Source organism: Mucilaginibacter metallidurans, from assembly GCF_003286435.2.
GTDB lineage: Bacteria > Bacteroidota > Bacteroidia > Sphingobacteriales > Sphingobacteriaceae > Mucilaginibacter > Mucilaginibacter gossypii.
Genome location: NZ_CP043449.1, coordinates 2,817,963 through 2,834,263, shown reverse-complemented (window position 1 = coordinate 2,834,263; position 16,301 = coordinate 2,817,963). Strand labels below are relative to the sequence as shown.

Sequence of the window (16,301 nt, the reverse complement as noted above, 5' to 3'; positions counted from 1 at the left end):
TTTTGGTTTAACAAGAAGATGTTTAAAAATGAAATACTTTATCGTGTTCTGCTTTGCTATTGCCTTTACTTTACAGGCATCGGCGCAAAAAATACGGGGTGTTGTTGTCGACGCCCAAACCCAGGCACCCGTTGTTGGTGCCAGTATCCGTGTCAAAGGAAGCAAGCTGGGTACCTCAACGGATTTATCAGGCAAATTTATATTGGCGCATAAAAATAAAACTGATTCCCTGATGGTTAGCTGTACCGGTTATGGTACTTGCTGTATCAGGTGCGATAGCTCGCTCACAGTTCAACTAAAACCGGTGATTGCCGGCCTGGAGGAGGTGGTGGTAACGGCGGGCCGCCAGGAGCAGCCCCGCAAGGATATACCGGCCGCAATCAGCAAGATAAGTTCAAATACCATCCGCGAAGCGCATGCAACTGCTCCTTATCAATTATTGAATAAAGTTGCGGGGGTATATATGGTTAACCTCGGTAATGAGCAGCATACCATGGCCATCCGCCAACCGATTACTTACAACGCGCTTTACCTTTACATGGAAGATGGTATCCCGATCCGACCAACGGGCATATTCAATCATAACGCTTTATACGAGATCAATACCGATGGTATCCGGGATATTGAGGTGATTAAGGGGCCAGCTTCGTCTTTATATGGCAGTAACTCAATAGGTGCGGCTGTTAACTTCAATACGGCAAAAGAATCCATAACCCCGGCAGGGCAAATCAATGTACAGGGAGATAAATACCATTACCTGCGGGCTGGTATTCAAGGGGGGCTCACTGCGGGAAAAGTTGGGTTTTATATGGCAGGATATGCCACACACCAGGAAAAAGGCTGGCAGGATTATACCGATTTTGATAAGTATTCTCTTTCTGCTAAAGTTAGCTATCCGCTGGGGGCCGACAGTAAGCTAACGGTATATGGTACCTATAATTATCTTAACACACAAACACCCGGAAGCCTTGATAGTGCACGTTTCTATAACCGATCCTACAGTAGTAATCAGCGTTTTGCCTACCGCAGGGTGAACGCATTCCGGGCCAGCAGTCGTCTTGATCATAATTGGAATGATGATAATCACACCTTTCTAACGCTTTTTTACAGAAACAATTCCACCGGTCAATTACCCAGCTATTACATTTCTGATGTCCGCAACAATAAGGGCCAATACTTAAAGTCAACAGGTCAAATAAATGAGCTGAGTTTTTACAGCTTTGGCTTACTTGCCCAGCATACGGTAAAGTTAAATTTTATGCACTCACAATTGATCGCAGGCATTTACCTGGATAATAGCCCAAGTTCGTTTTATGCTAACTTCCTGAATATTAAAAAAGATATTGCTGCTCAATATTATACCGGTTATATCAACACTGATTCGCTGATTGATAATTATAAGATTCATCTTTTTAATGCCGCATCCTATGTACAGTATATGGCAGAGCCGGTTAAGCGGATAAAAATTACTGCCGGACTGCGTTATGACCTGCTCATTTACAATTTTGACAACCAGCTTCCTCCTTTAAAAACCAAGTACAAACAACAGGAGCATAATCGATATGATGTGTTGGCGCCAAAGCTTGGCGTAACTTATGACCTGCAGAAAGTGCGCGGCTTTTATGTCAATTTCAGTATGGGCTTTCAGCCGCCTGAAACTAATACCCTTTACAATTCCAGGCAATTAACACCGCTTAAACAGGCCACTTATAATAATTATGAACTGGGCGGCTGGACATCATTGTTGTCTCAAAAGATCAGGTTTGAGCTAACTGCTTATTACCTGCAAGGGAAAGATGAGATCATCAGCTTGCTCCAGGCAGACAATACTACACAATATGCCAACGCTGCTGCTACTACCCACAAAGGCTTAGAGTATAACCTCCTCGTTGGCTCCGTAAAAAACCTTGCCTTTCGCATCGGTGGAACGTTTGCGTCCCATACCTTTGATAAATACAGTGAAATTAGTGCTGGAAAATCCATCGGCTATGACGGTCATCAAATGACCAATGCGCCAAAATGGATTGCTAATTCGGAGATTACCTGGAAACCCGCTTTTATTAGTGGCTTCAGAACCGGTGTTGAATGGCAACATTTGGGTAAATACTTTACAAATGCAGCTAATACCAAAACCTACAGCGGTTATGATCTTTTTAATTTACGCACTGCCTATCGCATCAGCAGCGGCAGCGCAAAGGGGCTGGAAGTTTGGTTTAATGTAATGAACCTGACCAATAAGCTATATGCAACTACTGTTACTGGAAATAGCTATGGGGATACTTACACGGCGGCCCCTCCGCGCACCTTTTCATTAGGTATCAGTCATTCTATTTCAAAACTATGATCATGAAAAAAATATCCGTTGCGAATCCGGTTAGATTGCGATATATCATTCATTCTCGTGAAATCACGGTATATCAAAAAGCTTAAAAAAATATGTTAATTACAAATATTTGACGGTTAATTGCTTAACAAATGGCACGTGTTTGGTGTTATGGATAGTAAATTACCACATCACTAACGCTAAACAACCCAAACATGTCAAAAAAAGTAGCCGAGCAACTTGTAGAAATGCTGATACAGGCCGGCATCAAACGTATTTACGCCATTACCGGCGATAGTTTAAACGAACTTAATGATGCCGTACGCAGAACGCCCGAATTAAAATGGATCCACGTACGCAATGAAGAAGCAGGCGCTTTTGCAGCTTCGGCCGATGCGCAACTGAGCGGGCTTGCCTGTTGTGCAGGAAGCAGTGGTCCCGGGCATGTGCACCTGGTGAATGGCCTTTATGATGCTCACCGATCAGGAGCACCTGTTTTAGCCATAGCATCTACCTGTGCTACTAAAGAGTTTGGCAGTAACTACTTCCAGGAAACCAATGTTGTAAAACTTTTTGACGATTGCAGTTATTATAACCAGGTGGCTGCCAACAACAAGCAGTTGCCCCGTATGGCACAGGCCGCTATCCAAACCGCTATTCAGCGCAAAGGTGTTGGCGTATTGGGTTTACCGGGCGATGTGGCAGGGGAGGATGCTGTTGAAATCGATTCGTCAGTAAATAACTTTTTTTGCAAGGCCAACATTACCCCGGTATGGGAAGAATTGGTGCAGCTGGCCGACCTGATTAACCGATACCCCAAAGTTTGCATTTTTGGCGGGATAGGCTGTGCCGGTGCTCATGATGAAGTAGTTGAACTGGCGGCACTGATTAAAGCGCCGGTTGGTTATTCGTTTCGTGGCAAAATGTTTTTGGAGCATGATAACCCATACGAGGTAGGTATGACCGGCCTGCTTGGCTTGCCCGCTGCGTATCATAGCATGCATGAAAGCGATTTGGTTATCCTGCTTGGCACCGATTTTCCTTACACGCCTTTTTATCCCCAGGATAAAAAGATAGTGCAGATTGACATCAAGCCCGAAAATCTTGGTCGCCGCGCAAAACTAACGATGGGGCTCTATGGCGATATAAAATCTACAATTAAAGCGTTGATCCCTTTAATTAAAGAAAAAACCGACAGCAGCTTTTTAGATGCGCAATTGCATGTACATGCTAAAGTAAAAGAGCAACAGCAAGCCTATATTAAGGATTTTGGTGAACATGATGCTATTCATCCCGAAGCTTTAGCCGCTATTGTAGACGAATATGCTTCTGTTGATGCCATTTTTACCTGCGATACCGGGATGTGTAATGTTTGGAGTGCCAGGCATATCAGCGCTAATGGGCGGCGTTCGATGATCGGGTCGTTTGTTCATGGATCTATGGCCAATGCTATGCCGCATGCTATCGGCGCGGCGCTGGCCTGTCCCGACAGGCAGGTTGTGGCCATGTGCGGCGATGGCGGCATTTCCATGTTGTTAGGCGATTTAGCCACTATTAAACAATATGATCTGCCTATAAAGATTATTGTATTTAATAACAGGAGCCTTGGCATGGTAAAGCTGGAAATGGAAGTAATGGGCCTGCCCGATTTTGAAGTGGACATGCGCAATCCTGATTTTACCATGATCGCGGAGTCAATGGGTATAAAAGGGATCACTATTAATGACCCGCAGGACCTTGAACAGGGCATAGCCGAAGCTTTTGCACACACAGGACCAGTTTTAGTAAATGTTTATACCGACGGAACCGCCCTTGCCATGCCGCCGCATATCGAACTTAAAATGGTTAAAGGAATGGCCGTCTCCATGACCAAAATGATGCTTGGTGGTAAATTTGATGAGGTGTTGGCAACTGTGAAAGGTAACTATAAGCATCTGCCCGAAATATTTGATTAATGGTGGCAATACGTATAACCGGGAGATGTATGCTGTTTATATCTTCCGGTTTTTATATCGATGACTTGATAGGAAAGCCTTTTTGACAATACCCGTCATAAGGTTAGCTATAAAAAGCAATTGCGCAGTCAGCAATACGGTTGTTGCAATAGTAATTATAGTGTTAATGTTGACTGCTTCCCGGATCTGACCATCGGTATAGTATTTATGCGGACCGCGGATGGATAGCTGTGCGGAAAAATAAGAAATTATAATTAACGCAATCAATGTAACCAGCACGTGTCCCCATTTTAACCAAACTACAGGCAATATCGGTTCGGTTATTGTATAAATAACCCATAAGATAAAAAATATTAGGCCTATTAAGCGGCATAAATGAACCGCTGATACTACGAAATAAGTGTCATGAAGATTGATATCTATTGTTGCGGCAGTCGTAAAAAATGAAAGTATAATTGATAACAATGCCGCAATCGCGAATATGTGCTGGGGACGGGTTTTGATGTTGAAGAAAGGATAAGGTTTCAAGGCGGTATATATGAATAAAAAGTGTTGACTTACAATTTCAAATGCGCAACAATGTTATTGTCCCTGATCTGTATAAAATTAATATGCTCATCAGCCGGATCGTAATCGATACTTAAAACAAGGTTAGCTATTTTGTAATGGTCTACCAGGAAGGGTTTATCCAGTATCGGCGAATCTCCGTGTTTGGTTTGTGTTGGCTCACCTGCTTTTTTGAAGACTTCTTCACGGGTATCGTCGAATGAAATCTCAAATGGGAGTATATATTGCAGATCCGGGTTAGGGTAAATATTCAAATGAGAAAACACCGGTTGGCCGGGTTCTAATACAATCAGCTCATCTTCGTCAATAACCGCATCTTCGTTAGTGAAACCTAAATCAATATGCAATAATTCTGATCGCATATAATCGCTTTTCAGGATATCGTATGAGCTGAGATCAGTAAATGTATCGGCTAAAAATGCCTGGAAACTATCATTATAAAGATACGAGCCGAATTGGTTTGTAAAATGGAGGTAGGTGAACATGCTATAATCTTCTGTTCTTAAAGCTACAATAAATTTTATAATGATGTTTCCCTGATATACAACTCAACCAAATTTCCCTACTTTTAAGCCCGTAATGGAAGCAAAAAATAACAAGAAAACCATTTGGGCCTGGTGCATGTTTGACTGGGCCAATCAGTCATATAACATCGTTATCACCTCTACCATATTCCCCGCATACTTTGTGGAGGTTACCAAGTTCAATTCAAAAAATACCCAAATGGTAACCTTTTTGGGGCACAGGTATGTTAATACGGTTTTATCAAATTATATTCTTGGTTTATCCTACCTTATAGTTGCAGCTATTTTGCCCATCCTTACTTCCATAGCCGATTACCGGGGCAATAAAAAATCATACCTGCAATTATTTACCTGGTTGGGTAGCCTCGCCTGTGCGGGTTTGTTTTTCTTTAAGCCCGGCACGGGGTTGGAAATCCCGATGCTTTGCTTTGGATTGGCTTCTATAGGTTATTGCGGCGGCTTTGTATTTTATAATTCTTATCTCCCCCAAATAGCCACGCCCGATAAGCAGGATGCTGTAAGTGCCAAAGGTTTTATTTACGGCTATGTGGGCAGTATTGTAGTGCAGGTATTATGCTTTATCGTAGTGCTTCAGCCCAATTGGTTCGGCATCACCGACGACTGGCTGCCGGCCCGGATCTCGTTCCTGATGGTTTTTGTATGGTGGATAGGTTTTTCCATTATCCCGTTCCGCATGTTGCCGAAAGGGCAGCCCAATGCGGGCAAGCATAGTTATAACGTGCTTACCGGCGGCTTTAAAGAACTGGCAAAGGTTTTTGGCAAAGTGCGCAAAATGCCGCTGCTCAAACGCTTCCTGGTGTCGTTTTTCCTTTACTCGGTTGGTGTACAAACCATTATGCTGGCTGCGGCTAACTTTGCTGCTAAGGAATTACATATGCCCGATGCTGCCCTGATCTCTATTGTGCTTATTATCCAGGTGGTTGCTGTGCCGGGGGCATTAATTGCATCCAAATCATCGGAAAAATTCGGGAATGTGCGTACGCTGGTAGGTTTGGTGGCAATCTGGTCGGCCATTTGTTTGTATGCTTACTTTATCACCAATTCTACCCAGTTTTATGTTGCCGCGGTGATCATTGGCATTGTAATGGGAGGGGTACAATCCTTGTCACGCTCAACCTATTCTAAATATTTGCCCGAAAACATCCCGGATACGGCTTCATATTTCAGTTTTTATGATGTTACCGAAAAGATATCGATTGTGGTGGGCCTGTTTTGTTTTGGCTTTGTGGAGGCCGTAACTAATGAAATGCGCGATTCGACACTTGCGCTTGACGGCTTTTTTGTGTTGGGGCTTATTATGCTCATCGTGCTGATGTTTAAAGAAAATAAACTTCGTAAACAGCGGGTTTAAGTTGAGGCTTAAACAATTTGGCGGCAGGCTTGTACTATCAATAAATAAAAACATAAGCCATGATCCACACAGTTAACCACAATGTTACCGGCGACAACGGCACGCAGAGAAATATCATTATTGAGCCGGTGCTGCATCAATCAACAAATCATGAATTAAATGCCACCGGCTTGTACAAACTTTATAAAGGTGGGGCCGATGGGGAAGCTACACTTTTTGAAATTCAGGAAATAGCTCCCGAAATTGGTGAAAGCAAGCCGCTGCTGGACGATAACAAAAATCCGGATTATTTAGGACAGATCCGCTTTGAGGGTGATGTTACTTCTAAGTGGCATTATTCGGAAGGTACTTTATCGAATTATGAACAGCAACAGGTGGTGGAGTTTATCCAAAATACAAATTAGTTAGTTTTCCTTTTTTCCTGCTGACATAGGGCTGTCACCATGGTGTGGTTACTTTGTATTGTAATCAAAAACAAAACTAAATTACAATGGAAACCAACGCAATTCAACAACCAACAACAGAAGCTCCTGTTTATACACCCGATCAATTTTTGCAAGGCTGGCTTGGTCAGCGCCGTGTAACCCGCCGCCTTATCGAGGCATTTCCTGAGGAAGCGCTTTTTAACTATTCAATTGGTGGGATGCGCCCCTTTTCGGAAATGGTTAAAGAGATCATTAGCATGAGCGGACCGGGTGTTAAAGGTCTTGCAACTAATGACTGGACATCAATTGCAGGGCTGGATCATCATACCGGAAAAATAGAAGCGCACTCAAAAAACGATTTATTGAGGTTATGGGATGATGCTACTGAGGCCATTACCACTTACTGGGCGCAAATTCCGGTTCAGCGTTTTCAGGAAACCGTATTGGCCTTTGGACAGTACGAAGGGGTAGGCAACAGCATTATCCAATATATTATCGATAATGAAATTCACCACCGCGGCCAGGCGTATGTTTATCTCCGTTCTTTGGGAATTGAACCACCGGCGTTTTACGACAGAAGTTAAATTTGATTTTTAAACGTATTTAAAGGCTTCCGCTAAGGAGGCCTTTTTTATGATATCTTTAGCAGGACTTCTACGATAAAATTTAATGATAACAGTTATCCGCTCTTTTGCTTTGTTTTTATTGGCCGGTTTATTTGAAATAGGCGGCGGCTATTTGGTTTGGCTTTGGTTAAAAGAAGATAAGCCGCTTTGGCTCGGAATAGCGGGCGGAGTGATCCTGGCACTTTACGGTATAGTAGCAACGTGGCAAACCGCTAATTTCGGCAGGGTATATGCTGCTTATGGTGGTATTTTTATTGTAATGGCATTATTCTGGGCCTGGAAGGTGGATGGATTTAAGCCCGACCGTTATGATATTATAGGTGCTTTGATTGCATTGGTGGGTGCTTGTATCATTGTTTATGCACCGCGCGGGCATTGATAAGTACTATTGTTGCACTTTTTTGCAGTTTCTAAAATTTGCATACATTTAGTGAGCAAATGGAAAATAAAAACAACAAAAAAACCATCCGCGCCTGGGCTTTCTTTGATTGGGCCAACTCAGCGTATAACCTTGTCATCACATCAACCATTTTTCCGGCATACTATGTAGCCATCACAACTAACCATGCCAACGGTGATAGGGTCAGCTTTTTTGGAAAAAGCTTTGTAAATACTGCTCTTTCAGATTATGCTTTATCGGCCGCTTACCTGGTAATGGTTTTGCTGCTGCCTATATTATCATCCATCGCCGACTATAAAGGCAATAAAAAGATCTTCATGATGTTTTTTACCCTGCTTGGTTCGGCCGCCTGTTGTGCGCTCTTCAACTTTGATAAAGACCATCTGGAGTTAGGTATCATTTGCTTTGCGCTGGCGGCTATAGGTTATAGTGGTGGCTTTGTGTTTTACAATTCATACCTGCCCGAAATCGCCACTGTTGATATGCAGGATAATGTGAGTGCCAAAGGTTTCACCTATGGATACATCGGCAGTGTACTGCTTCAGCTTATTTGCTTTTTGTTTGTGCTGAAAGGGGAGTGGTTTGGTATTGTTGACAAAACCTTCGCGCCCCGATTGTCGTTTTTGCTGGTAGGCTTATGGTGGATAGGTTTTGCCATGATCCCGTTCAGCGTATTGCCTAAGGGCAGCCCAAATGCGCAAAGCCACAACCATCATATTATAAAAGGCGGTTTTATCGAATTAGGGCACGTTTGGAGAAAGGTTAAGGAAATGCCGTTGTTAAAAAGGTTTTTACCATCGTTCTTTTTCTATTCGATGGGTGTGCAAACTATTATGCTGGTGGCAACCGGTTTTGCTGCCAAAGAGCTTAAAATGGAAACTCCGCAGCTCATCACTATCATTTTAATTATTCAACTGGTTGCTATTTTGGGTGCTACGCTGATGTCGCGCCTGTCTGGCAAATATGGTAACGTAAGGATTTTAATTAGTGTGGTGATCCTGTGGATCGCGGTTTGTATAGCTGCTTACTTTACCTATACACAAACACAGTTTTACATCATAGCAGTGGTGGTTGGTTTGGTGATGGGCGGTATCCAGTCCATGTCGCGCTCAACGTATTCAAAATATCTGCCCGAAAATATTCCTGATACAGCTTCCTTTTTTAGCTTCTATGATGTTACCGAAAAGCTGGCCATAGTAGGCGGGGTATTTAGCTTTGGCTTTTTTGAAGAAATAACCGGTAGTCCGCGAAATTCGGTTTTGGTATTGGGTGTATTTTTCATTGTTGGTTTAGTTTTGTTGTTTTCTTTGCTGAGGGCTGAACGAAACGTCAATAAAAATTTGGATTTTAGCGCCCGTTAACTAATTTGTGCCGATGAAGGTTGAATTGTTTATACCGTGTTTCATAGATCAGTTGTTTCCGGCAACTGCTTTTAATACTGTAAAATTGTTGGAGAAAGCAGGTTGCAAGGTTAGTTATAACCCGGCGCAAACCTGCTGCGGTCAGCCGGCTTTTAATGCTGGTTTTTGGGATGATGCCAAAGAGGTGGGAAGCAAGTTTTTAAGCGATTTTTCGGAAGACAGTGTTATTGTTTCGCCTTCGGCCTCATGCACCGGAATGGTGAAGAATTACTACAACGATCTGTTTACCAATACGGCTGTTCACAATAAATGCAGGGCTATTCAAGGGAATATCTATGAGCTATCAGACTTTTTGGTAAATATCCTGGAGTTTGACTATTTCGGTGCCGAGCTTGATGGCAAGGCTGTGTATCATGATAGCTGCGCCGGCCTGCGCGAATGCAAAATAAAGGATGAGCCACGCCAGCTCCTCTCCAAGGTACTCGGCCTCGAACTGCTTGACCTGAAAGACGGTGAAACCTGCTGCGGTTTTGGCGGTACCTTTGCTGTTAAGTTTGATGGCATTTCAACCGCGATGGCGCAACAAAAGGTTAATAATGCCCTTGACGTTGGTGCTGAATACATTATCTCAACCGATACCTCATGCTTGATGCACATGCAGGGGTATATTGATAAAAATAACCTGCCTATCCAAACCATGCACATTGCTGATGTTTTGGCCTTAGGTTGGGGGAATGTTTAATTTCTGTCATTCTTTAATCAGTTTCAACTTCAAGGTATCATCATATACTTTGGTATCCCATTGCATTTGCTTACCGTTGTAGTTGCTGATCTTTACCTTTGTTGTATCGTTATTTGTGCCGCCATCAAAATGTATATTGAATATTTTTTGTTTAGCGTTATAATTATAGCGGCCAAACCATGCCCGGTTTGCCTCAAAAACGTAAGGATTTGCACAAAATGATATTCTACCATCATCTTCAATATATATGTAACACCAGTTTTGCGCGCCATTCATCCAATCATTTTCACCGACGGTTTTGCCATTTCGAATAAATTGCTGAATTTTCCATTTTCCGGTAAAGGCCGACGAGGGTACGGCTAATACATAACGGTAAATGCTGTAAAAAGAAAGGCCGATTACCAGGAGCTTTAAAACTGGTTTTGCAAAACTTAGCCTTACAGATGGTATTTCTACCTGTTTAAATAAAATAGGTTTGATATCTGGCCATCTTAATAATAAAAGGTACAATAGGCCAATAGTTATAATGATGGAGTTCATAAATGCCCCTGCGGCTATATCATAAAATGCATTGATCAGTACAATGTTTAACATTATGGGCAGTAACATGCAGGTGCCCAGCAAGGTAGTACGCCTGAATAAAAGCATGATGGCGCCACCAATCTGAAGTAAACCGAGTATAACCGCGAAAGTATAAGAGTGGCCAAAATAATTCCAGGTGAGGTCGAAGCCGTTTAACTTGCCTACAGGCGTGTTATCCCTCATGTAAACGTGTCCAAACTGTGTTTTCAGGATCTTGGCAAAGCCATAAGCCGACACTTGAAACGCAAGGAAGTACCGCATAACGCCACGCAGAAACGCGTGCCTTATTTCTGAATTAAACCCTTCCTTTTTACTTTTTTGATGCCAGTAAATGGAATAAATCACCGAAAGGATGAATATCCCGATAATAATCCAGGTGAAAATCATTGCGAAGGACAGGTCACCAAAAGAACTAAACAGCTTATAAAGCAAAGTGCCCCACATCATCATTAAACAATCGTAGATAGCTACGAGCAGATACAGGCATTCAAGGAACTTGGCAAACCAATAGGAGCGGGGTGTGGCAGTCATAGCTTATTTGCGTTCAATATCCAAAATCGATCCTTCTTTGGCCATCTCTACAAGAAATGGTTTGGCAATACCTTGCTGGGCGTTATCATAGGCGGTATCACCCTTTGCCGCGATATCATCAAGGCCCTCTTCACGGTCCGATTCATATTTGTTTAAGGCCAGGTAAACAGAATCACCGGAAACCTTATTTACCCTGTAAAGGGTATAGTGATCGTTTTTAAGTTTGATATGAAATACATCGTTCTTTTGTGGCGATAAAACCCATTGGTTTACTTTTTTTGCTTTCTGCTTTTCGCTGATATAAAAAAATATCGAACCAATAACAATCAGGAAACAGCCTGCAAATGTCCACACAGGTATTGTAGTTTGAGACTTTATATTATCATAGCTTAATTTAAGCGAGGCGGGCATTTCCTTAAGCTTTAAAACCTGCCTGCAACGGAGGCATTGGGATACGCCTGTTTTACCTATCGGGAAAAACGGGATCCAGAAAATATGTGCCCAGCGTTGAAATACATTCATCTGGATACTGTTGCCGGTATTGCAGTTTGGGCAGGTGTCGCTTGTTATTTCAGCTTTTAATAGTTTCGCTTTGATGCCGTATATGATCATGGTATGGGTGGTTTAGGGTTTACGTTTATCCGCACTGAAAATAGGCAAATTACCAGGATTATGAAAATACCGGGCCTATAAAAAGGCTCTTGTTTATAGAAAAACTAAAGCAAAAATGGTGGCACTGTTTTGTCAGCGGGCATTGGCAAGACGCTCTGCAGGTTCAAAAAAACTAAAAAAAACATCAAAAAAAGCCGAAAATAAAAGTAAGTCCTTAAGTGATGAATTTATACTCCTTAAAGTTTTAGTTATTGATAATCAAATATTTATCGATGTTTCAGGTAAAACATTAAAACTTTGATTATCAATATGTTTCATAAAAAGCATGTTTTGCGTTTCACTCTCAAAAAATGGAATATTTTAAAAAATCGGCAAAAGCAAAACCAATTTTATTTTGGGAATGGCGATTTTGGGACACCCATAATTTTACAAATACTTTTTACCGTGAAGTGAAATTGCTGAAATAGGCATTTCTTTAAAAAACATTATCTTTGCCGATTGAAATGAACAAGAAAGTCGCTTTTTACACTTTAGGCTGCAAGCTGAATTATTCAGAGACCTCATCCATTGGTCGGCTGTTTAACCAGGCTGGTTACGATACGGTAAATTTTACCGAAACACCGGATGTTTTTGTGATCAATACCTGCTCGGTAACTGATAATGCCGATAAAAAGTGTAAGAAGATTGTTAAAGAGGCCCTTAAAATTTCGCCTAATGCCTACGTAACTATAGTAGGATGCTACGCGCAGCTAAAACCGCAGGAAATTGCCGAAATCCCCGGCGTTGACATGGTGCTTGGCGCTGCCGAAAAATTCCAGATAGTTGATCATATTACCGACCTAACTAAAAGGCCAAAGGCGCTGGTGCTTAATCAGCCCGTGTCTGAAGCTAATGAGTTTGTACCCGCATATTCTTTTGGCGACCGTACCCGAACTTTCCTGAAAGTGCAGGATGGCTGTGATTATTCTTGTACCTTTTGTACCATCCCTTTGGCCCGCGGCACAAGCAGAAGCGATACTATTGAAAACGTTGTTGCTCAGGCAAAGCAAATTGCTGAGTCGGGCGTAAAAGAAATTGTGCTTACCGGAGTAAACCTTGGCGATTTCGGGATCCGGAACGGTAAACGCGAAGATAAATTTTTTGATTTGGTTAAGGCGCTTGATGAAGTAGAAGGTATCGACCGTTTCAGGATCTCATCTATCGAGCCTAACCTGCTTACCGACGAGATCATCGCTTTTGTAGCTGCTTCAAAACGTTTCGTACCGCATTTTCATATCCCGCTGCAATCAGGTTCGGATAAGATTTTGGGGCTGATGCGCCGCCGTTACAAGCGCGACCTTTATGTTAACCGTGTCGCCAAAATAAAAGAGCTGATGCCCGATTGCTGCATTGGCGTAGATGTTATCGTTGGTTTTCCCGGCGAAACAAGGGAGGATTTTATCGATACCTATAATTTTCTGAACGAACTTAATATTTCATACCTGCACGTATTTACTTATTCGGAAAGGGAAAATACCCTGGCAGCCCAGATGACCGGAGCTGTTCCAGGCTCTGCACGTGGGGAAAGGAGTAAAATGCTGCACATTTTGTCGGATAAAAAACGCCGTGCTTTTTATGAAAGCCAACTCGGTAAAAACCAGGAAGTTTTGTTTGAGGGTGATATCAAAGATGGCTTTATGCACGGCTTTACCCGTAACTATGTAAAGGTACGTACCAAGTATGATCCTGTACTGGTTAACGAATTGAAAACGGTGCACCTAACAAATATTTCACCTGATGGTGATGTTGAAATAACAGAAGGCGAAGAAATATTAGTGCATTAAATTCTATATTCGCCTTAAAATATAACCTATGTTTCCAACGCTTACATCGTTACTGAAATACCTTTTTGGTTTTAATCTTCCTTTGCCTATACAAACCTTTGGCTTTTTTGTGGCGATAGCTTTTGTTGGCGCTTACTGGGCATTTGGCCAGGAGTTTAAACGCAAGGAAGCGTTGGGTGTAATTCATACTTTCAAAAAACGGGTTACTATCGGATTGCCGGCTTCAAATGCCGAGCTTGCGGGAAATGGTGTTTTTGGCTTCATATTAGGCTATAAAATTGTTGACTGTATTCTCAATTACCAGGCCCTCATTGATAGTCCGCAGGATTTTCTGATATCCTTAAGAGGCAACTGGATAGGCGGTATACTCGGTGCAGCAGCTTTTGCTTACTGGGCCTGGTATGAAGCACAGAAACAAAAGCTCGACAAGCCGGTAACCAAAGACGTTGACGCGCATCCACATGAATTGCTGGGCAGTATATTGCTTTGGGCAGCGGTATTCGGTTTTGCGGGCGCTAAACTCTTCAATGGGCTTGAAAACTGGGGCGATTTCATGAAAGATCCGGTTGGTATGTTGATAGGTACCAGCGGATTTACCTTTTACGGTGGCCTGATCTGCGGTGGCGCGGCAGTACTCTATATTGCTAACAAACACGGCATTAAACCGCTGGATATGCTTGATATCGGCGGCCCGGGCATGATGCTGGCTTATGCATTAGGCCGTATCGGCTGCCAGATGAGTGGTGATGGTGATTGGGGTATAGTTAACCTGGCGCCAAAGCCTCATTGGTTAAGCTGGGCACCTGATTGGATGTGGAGCTTTAAATTTCCGCACAACGTGAACGACGAAGGTGTGCAAATGGTAAATTGCATGGGCAAATTTTGCCATGAACTGCAATATCCGGTTTATCCAACTTCATTTTATGAATCTGTAATTTGTTTATTACTGTTCTTTGTATTGTGGAAAATAAGGCACATTTTTAAAGCTCCGGGCGTTTTGTTTGGTATATACATGATATTAGCAGGCGTTGAGCGTTTCTTTATTGAGCTCATCAGGGTTAATACAAAGTATGTTGTTGCGGGTGTTTCATTTACCCAGGCCGAAATGATCTCTGTGATCATGGTTTTAGGTGGTATTACGCTTATTGTAACCGGATTAAATAAAGAAAAGAAAGCGCTGGGCACAACAAATGGCTAAAAGCTTTTCAATAAACAAATTACTTCAGAACCAGGTTTTCAGATTTGTGCTGTCGGCGGGGGTAGGTTTTGGGGTTGATGTTTCAATATTTCGCCTATTCAATAATGTTATACTTAATCGGCCTACTTACACCGTTTTTAACGTAGTTGTAAGTAATTATAATATTTCATTCACATTATCTTTTTTTGCCGGCGTAACCGTAAACTTCTTAATTACTCGATTTATGGTTTTTAATGAGTCGAAACTTGCTGCACAGAAGCAATTTTTTAGGTTCTTATTTGTGGCTATAATTGGTTTTTTCGCTAATTACTCGCTTTTTAATTTATTTATCAGATCGTTGAATTTCAATCCTACTGCTGCCCGTGTAACAGCAGCCTTAAGCTTATTCTTCGCAAGTTTTTTTATTCATAAAGTTTTTTCATTTAGTCTATCATTAAAACGTAACCATGGAAACAGCGAACATCATAAACCAGGTAATTGAAGTTTCAAAACAGGCAGGCGATTTCATCAGGCAGGAACGTAAAGCATTTGACCCTGATAAGATAGAATATAAAGGACTTAACGATATGGTATCCTACGTTGACAAAACCGCCGAAGAAACTATAGTAAAAGGCCTGAGCAAAATTTTGCCTGAAGCCGGTTTCATTACCGAAGAAAAAACAACCACTAAAATAGGCGAACGCTACAACTGGATCATTGATCCGCTGGATGGTACTACCAATTTTATACATGGTTTACCCGCATTTTCGGTAAGTATCGCTTTAAAAGAATATGATGAGCTGATAGCCGGTGTGATATATGAAATAAATCTTGATGAATGTTTTTATGCCTGGAAAGATGCGCCCGCATACCTGAATGGCAAAGAGATCAGCGTAAGTAAAAACAACACAATAGGCACCAGCTTATTGGCAACCGGGTTCCCATATTACGATTTTACCAAGCAGTCCGCCTATATCGAATTGTTTACGGAACTAATGCGCAGCAGCCATGGCTTACGCCGTTTAGGTTCAGCCGCTGTTGACCTGGCTTATACCGCCTGTGGCCGCTTTGATGCTTTTTACGAGTATAACCTCAACGCCTGGGATGTTGCCGCCGGTATTGTGATTGTAAAACAAGCAGGAGGTGAAGTTGTAAATTTTAAAGGTGGCTCGGAAGTTTTGGATACCCGTGAATTATTGGCTACTAATGGGAAAATAACAGGGGAGATGCTGGCGGTGATAGGGAAGTATTTTAAGTAATCGTCATTTAAATTCCAAAATG

The 16,301-nt window shown here is 42.2% G+C and carries 16 protein-coding genes; 13 read left to right on the top strand and 3 right to left on the bottom strand.

The window, feature by feature from the left end; genetic code table 11:
* Positions 1-28 precede the first annotated feature (28 nt).
* On the top strand, positions 29-2,344 hold the full coding sequence (locus DIU38_RS12125) for a TonB-dependent receptor (protein WP_112654954.1): 2,316 nt from the start codon (positions 29-31) through the stop codon (positions 2,342-2,344).
* Between the two features lie 194 nt (positions 2,345-2,538).
* Positions 2,539-4,278 (top strand): thiamine pyrophosphate-dependent enzyme, encoded by a 1,740-nt coding sequence (locus tag DIU38_RS12120; RefSeq protein ID WP_112654953.1) that lies wholly within the window; start codon positions 2,539-2,541, stop codon positions 4,276-4,278.
* 557 nt (positions 4,279-4,835) lie between these two features.
* Here the strand turns inward: DIU38_RS12120 and DIU38_RS12115 are convergent.
* Entirely contained in the window at positions 4,836-5,330 is a 495-nt protein-coding gene (locus DIU38_RS12115; RefSeq protein ID WP_112654951.1) for a hypothetical protein, read from the bottom strand.
* A 94-nt stretch (positions 5,331-5,424) separates the two neighbouring features.
* On the opposite strand from DIU38_RS12115, the gene DIU38_RS12110 reads away from it, so the two are divergent.
* The 6 genes from DIU38_RS12110 to DIU38_RS12085 all read left to right on the top strand — a co-directional run bounded on the left by DIU38_RS12110 (position 5,425) and on the right by DIU38_RS12085 (position 10,295).
* Positions 5,425-6,741, top strand: a complete 1,317-nt coding sequence (locus tag DIU38_RS12110; protein ID WP_112654950.1) for an MFS transporter — start codon at positions 5,425-5,427, stop codon at positions 6,739-6,741.
* A 59-nt stretch (positions 6,742-6,800) separates the two neighbouring features.
* Positions 6,801-7,145, top strand: coding sequence for a hypothetical protein (locus DIU38_RS12105; protein ID WP_090525244.1), 345 nt, complete (start codon positions 6,801-6,803; stop codon positions 7,143-7,145).
* An 86-nt stretch (positions 7,146-7,231) separates the two neighbouring features.
* Positions 7,232-7,750: a DinB family protein gene (locus DIU38_RS12100; RefSeq protein ID WP_112654949.1), complete on the top strand. Its 519-nt coding sequence runs from the start codon at positions 7,232-7,234 to the stop codon at positions 7,748-7,750.
* Between the two features lie 85 nt (positions 7,751-7,835).
* On the top strand, positions 7,836-8,171 hold the full coding sequence (locus DIU38_RS12095; protein WP_112654948.1) for a YnfA family protein: 336 nt from the start codon (positions 7,836-7,838) through the stop codon (positions 8,169-8,171).
* Between the two features lie 59 nt (positions 8,172-8,230).
* The gene (locus tag DIU38_RS12090) at positions 8,231-9,553 is read left to right on the top strand and encodes an MFS transporter (RefSeq protein ID WP_112654947.1); all 1,323 of its coding nucleotides are present in this window, start codon (positions 8,231-8,233) and stop codon (positions 9,551-9,553) included.
* Positions 9,554-9,566: 13 nt separating this feature from the next.
* Positions 9,567-10,295 (top strand): (Fe-S)-binding protein, encoded by a 729-nt coding sequence (locus tag DIU38_RS12085; protein ID WP_110583823.1) that lies wholly within the window; start codon positions 9,567-9,569, stop codon positions 10,293-10,295.
* Positions 10,296-10,301: 6 nt separating this feature from the next.
* Here DIU38_RS12085 and DIU38_RS12080 read toward each other — a convergent pair whose 3' ends face one another.
* Both DIU38_RS12080 and DIU38_RS12075 read right to left on the bottom strand, forming a co-directional pair.
* Complete coding sequence (locus DIU38_RS12080) at positions 10,302-11,408, bottom strand: hypothetical protein (RefSeq protein ID WP_112654946.1); 1,107 nt, start codon at positions 11,406-11,408, stop codon at positions 10,302-10,304.
* Positions 11,409-11,411: 3 nt separating this feature from the next.
* Positions 11,412-12,020: a hypothetical protein gene (locus tag DIU38_RS12075; RefSeq protein ID WP_112654945.1), complete on the bottom strand. Its 609-nt coding sequence runs from the start codon at positions 12,018-12,020 to the stop codon at positions 11,412-11,414.
* A 115-nt stretch (positions 12,021-12,135) separates the two neighbouring features.
* Here DIU38_RS12075 and DIU38_RS12070 point away from each other — a divergent pair, with 115 nt between their 5' ends.
* The 5 genes from DIU38_RS12070 to DIU38_RS12050 all read left to right on the top strand — a co-directional run bounded on the left by DIU38_RS12070 (position 12,136) and on the right by DIU38_RS12050 (position 16,279).
* Entirely contained in the window at positions 12,136-12,321 is a 186-nt protein-coding gene (locus DIU38_RS12070; protein WP_112654944.1) for a hypothetical protein, read from the top strand.
* A 202-nt stretch (positions 12,322-12,523) separates the two neighbouring features.
* Complete coding sequence (gene mtaB, locus DIU38_RS12065; protein WP_112654943.1) at positions 12,524-13,843, top strand: tRNA (N(6)-L-threonylcarbamoyladenosine(37)-C(2))-methylthiotransferase MtaB; 1,320 nt, start codon at positions 12,524-12,526, stop codon at positions 13,841-13,843.
* 28 nt (positions 13,844-13,871) lie between these two features.
* On the top strand, positions 13,872-15,041 hold the full coding sequence (locus tag DIU38_RS12060; RefSeq protein WP_112654942.1) for a prolipoprotein diacylglyceryl transferase: 1,170 nt from the start codon (positions 13,872-13,874) through the stop codon (positions 15,039-15,041).
* The gene (locus DIU38_RS34875; protein ID WP_112654941.1) at positions 15,034-15,522 is read left to right on the top strand and encodes a GtrA family protein; all 489 of its coding nucleotides are present in this window, start codon (positions 15,034-15,036) and stop codon (positions 15,520-15,522) included. Before DIU38_RS12060 ends, DIU38_RS34875 begins: the two co-directional genes overlap by 8 nt.
* Positions 15,488-16,279: an inositol monophosphatase family protein gene (locus DIU38_RS12050; protein WP_112654940.1), complete on the top strand. Its 792-nt coding sequence runs from the start codon at positions 15,488-15,490 to the stop codon at positions 16,277-16,279. Before DIU38_RS34875 ends, DIU38_RS12050 begins: the two co-directional genes overlap by 35 nt.
* The last annotated feature ends 22 nt before the right edge of the window (positions 16,280-16,301 follow it).

What these genes read in the sequence shown, in the direction of transcription:
- DIU38_RS12125 (WP_112654954.1), top strand. Translation starts at nt 29, where the DNA reads ATGAAATACTTTATCGTGTTCTGCTTTGCTATTGCCTTTACTTTACAG.
- DIU38_RS12120 (WP_112654953.1), top strand. Translation starts at nt 2,539, where the DNA reads ATGTCAAAAAAAGTAGCCGAGCAACTTGTAGAAATGCTGATACAGGCC.
- DIU38_RS12115 (WP_112654951.1), bottom strand. Translation starts at nt 5,330, where the DNA reads ATGTTCACCTACCTCCATTTTACAAACCAATTCGGCTCGTATCTTTAT.
- DIU38_RS12110 (WP_112654950.1), top strand. Translation starts at nt 5,425, where the DNA reads ATGGAAGCAAAAAATAACAAGAAAACCATTTGGGCCTGGTGCATGTTT.
- DIU38_RS12105 (WP_090525244.1), top strand. Translation starts at nt 6,801, where the DNA reads ATGATCCACACAGTTAACCACAATGTTACCGGCGACAACGGCACGCAG.
- DIU38_RS12100 (WP_112654949.1), top strand. Translation starts at nt 7,232, where the DNA reads ATGGAAACCAACGCAATTCAACAACCAACAACAGAAGCTCCTGTTTAT.
- DIU38_RS12095 (WP_112654948.1), top strand. Translation starts at nt 7,836, where the DNA reads ATGATAACAGTTATCCGCTCTTTTGCTTTGTTTTTATTGGCCGGTTTA.
- DIU38_RS12090 (WP_112654947.1), top strand. Translation starts at nt 8,231, where the DNA reads ATGGAAAATAAAAACAACAAAAAAACCATCCGCGCCTGGGCTTTCTTT.
- DIU38_RS12085 (WP_110583823.1), top strand. Translation starts at nt 9,567, where the DNA reads ATGAAGGTTGAATTGTTTATACCGTGTTTCATAGATCAGTTGTTTCCG.
- DIU38_RS12080 (WP_112654946.1), bottom strand. Translation starts at nt 11,408, where the DNA reads ATGACTGCCACACCCCGCTCCTATTGGTTTGCCAAGTTCCTTGAATGC.
- DIU38_RS12075 (WP_112654945.1), bottom strand. Translation starts at nt 12,020, where the DNA reads ATGATCATATACGGCATCAAAGCGAAACTATTAAAAGCTGAAATAACA.
- DIU38_RS12070 (WP_112654944.1), top strand. Translation starts at nt 12,136, where the DNA reads ATGGTGGCACTGTTTTGTCAGCGGGCATTGGCAAGACGCTCTGCAGGT.
- mtaB (WP_112654943.1), top strand. Translation starts at nt 12,524, where the DNA reads ATGAACAAGAAAGTCGCTTTTTACACTTTAGGCTGCAAGCTGAATTAT.
- DIU38_RS12060 (WP_112654942.1), top strand. Translation starts at nt 13,872, where the DNA reads ATGTTTCCAACGCTTACATCGTTACTGAAATACCTTTTTGGTTTTAAT.
- DIU38_RS34875 (WP_112654941.1), top strand. Translation starts at nt 15,034, where the DNA reads ATGGCTAAAAGCTTTTCAATAAACAAATTACTTCAGAACCAGGTTTTC.
- DIU38_RS12050 (WP_112654940.1), top strand. Translation starts at nt 15,488, where the DNA reads ATGGAAACAGCGAACATCATAAACCAGGTAATTGAAGTTTCAAAACAG.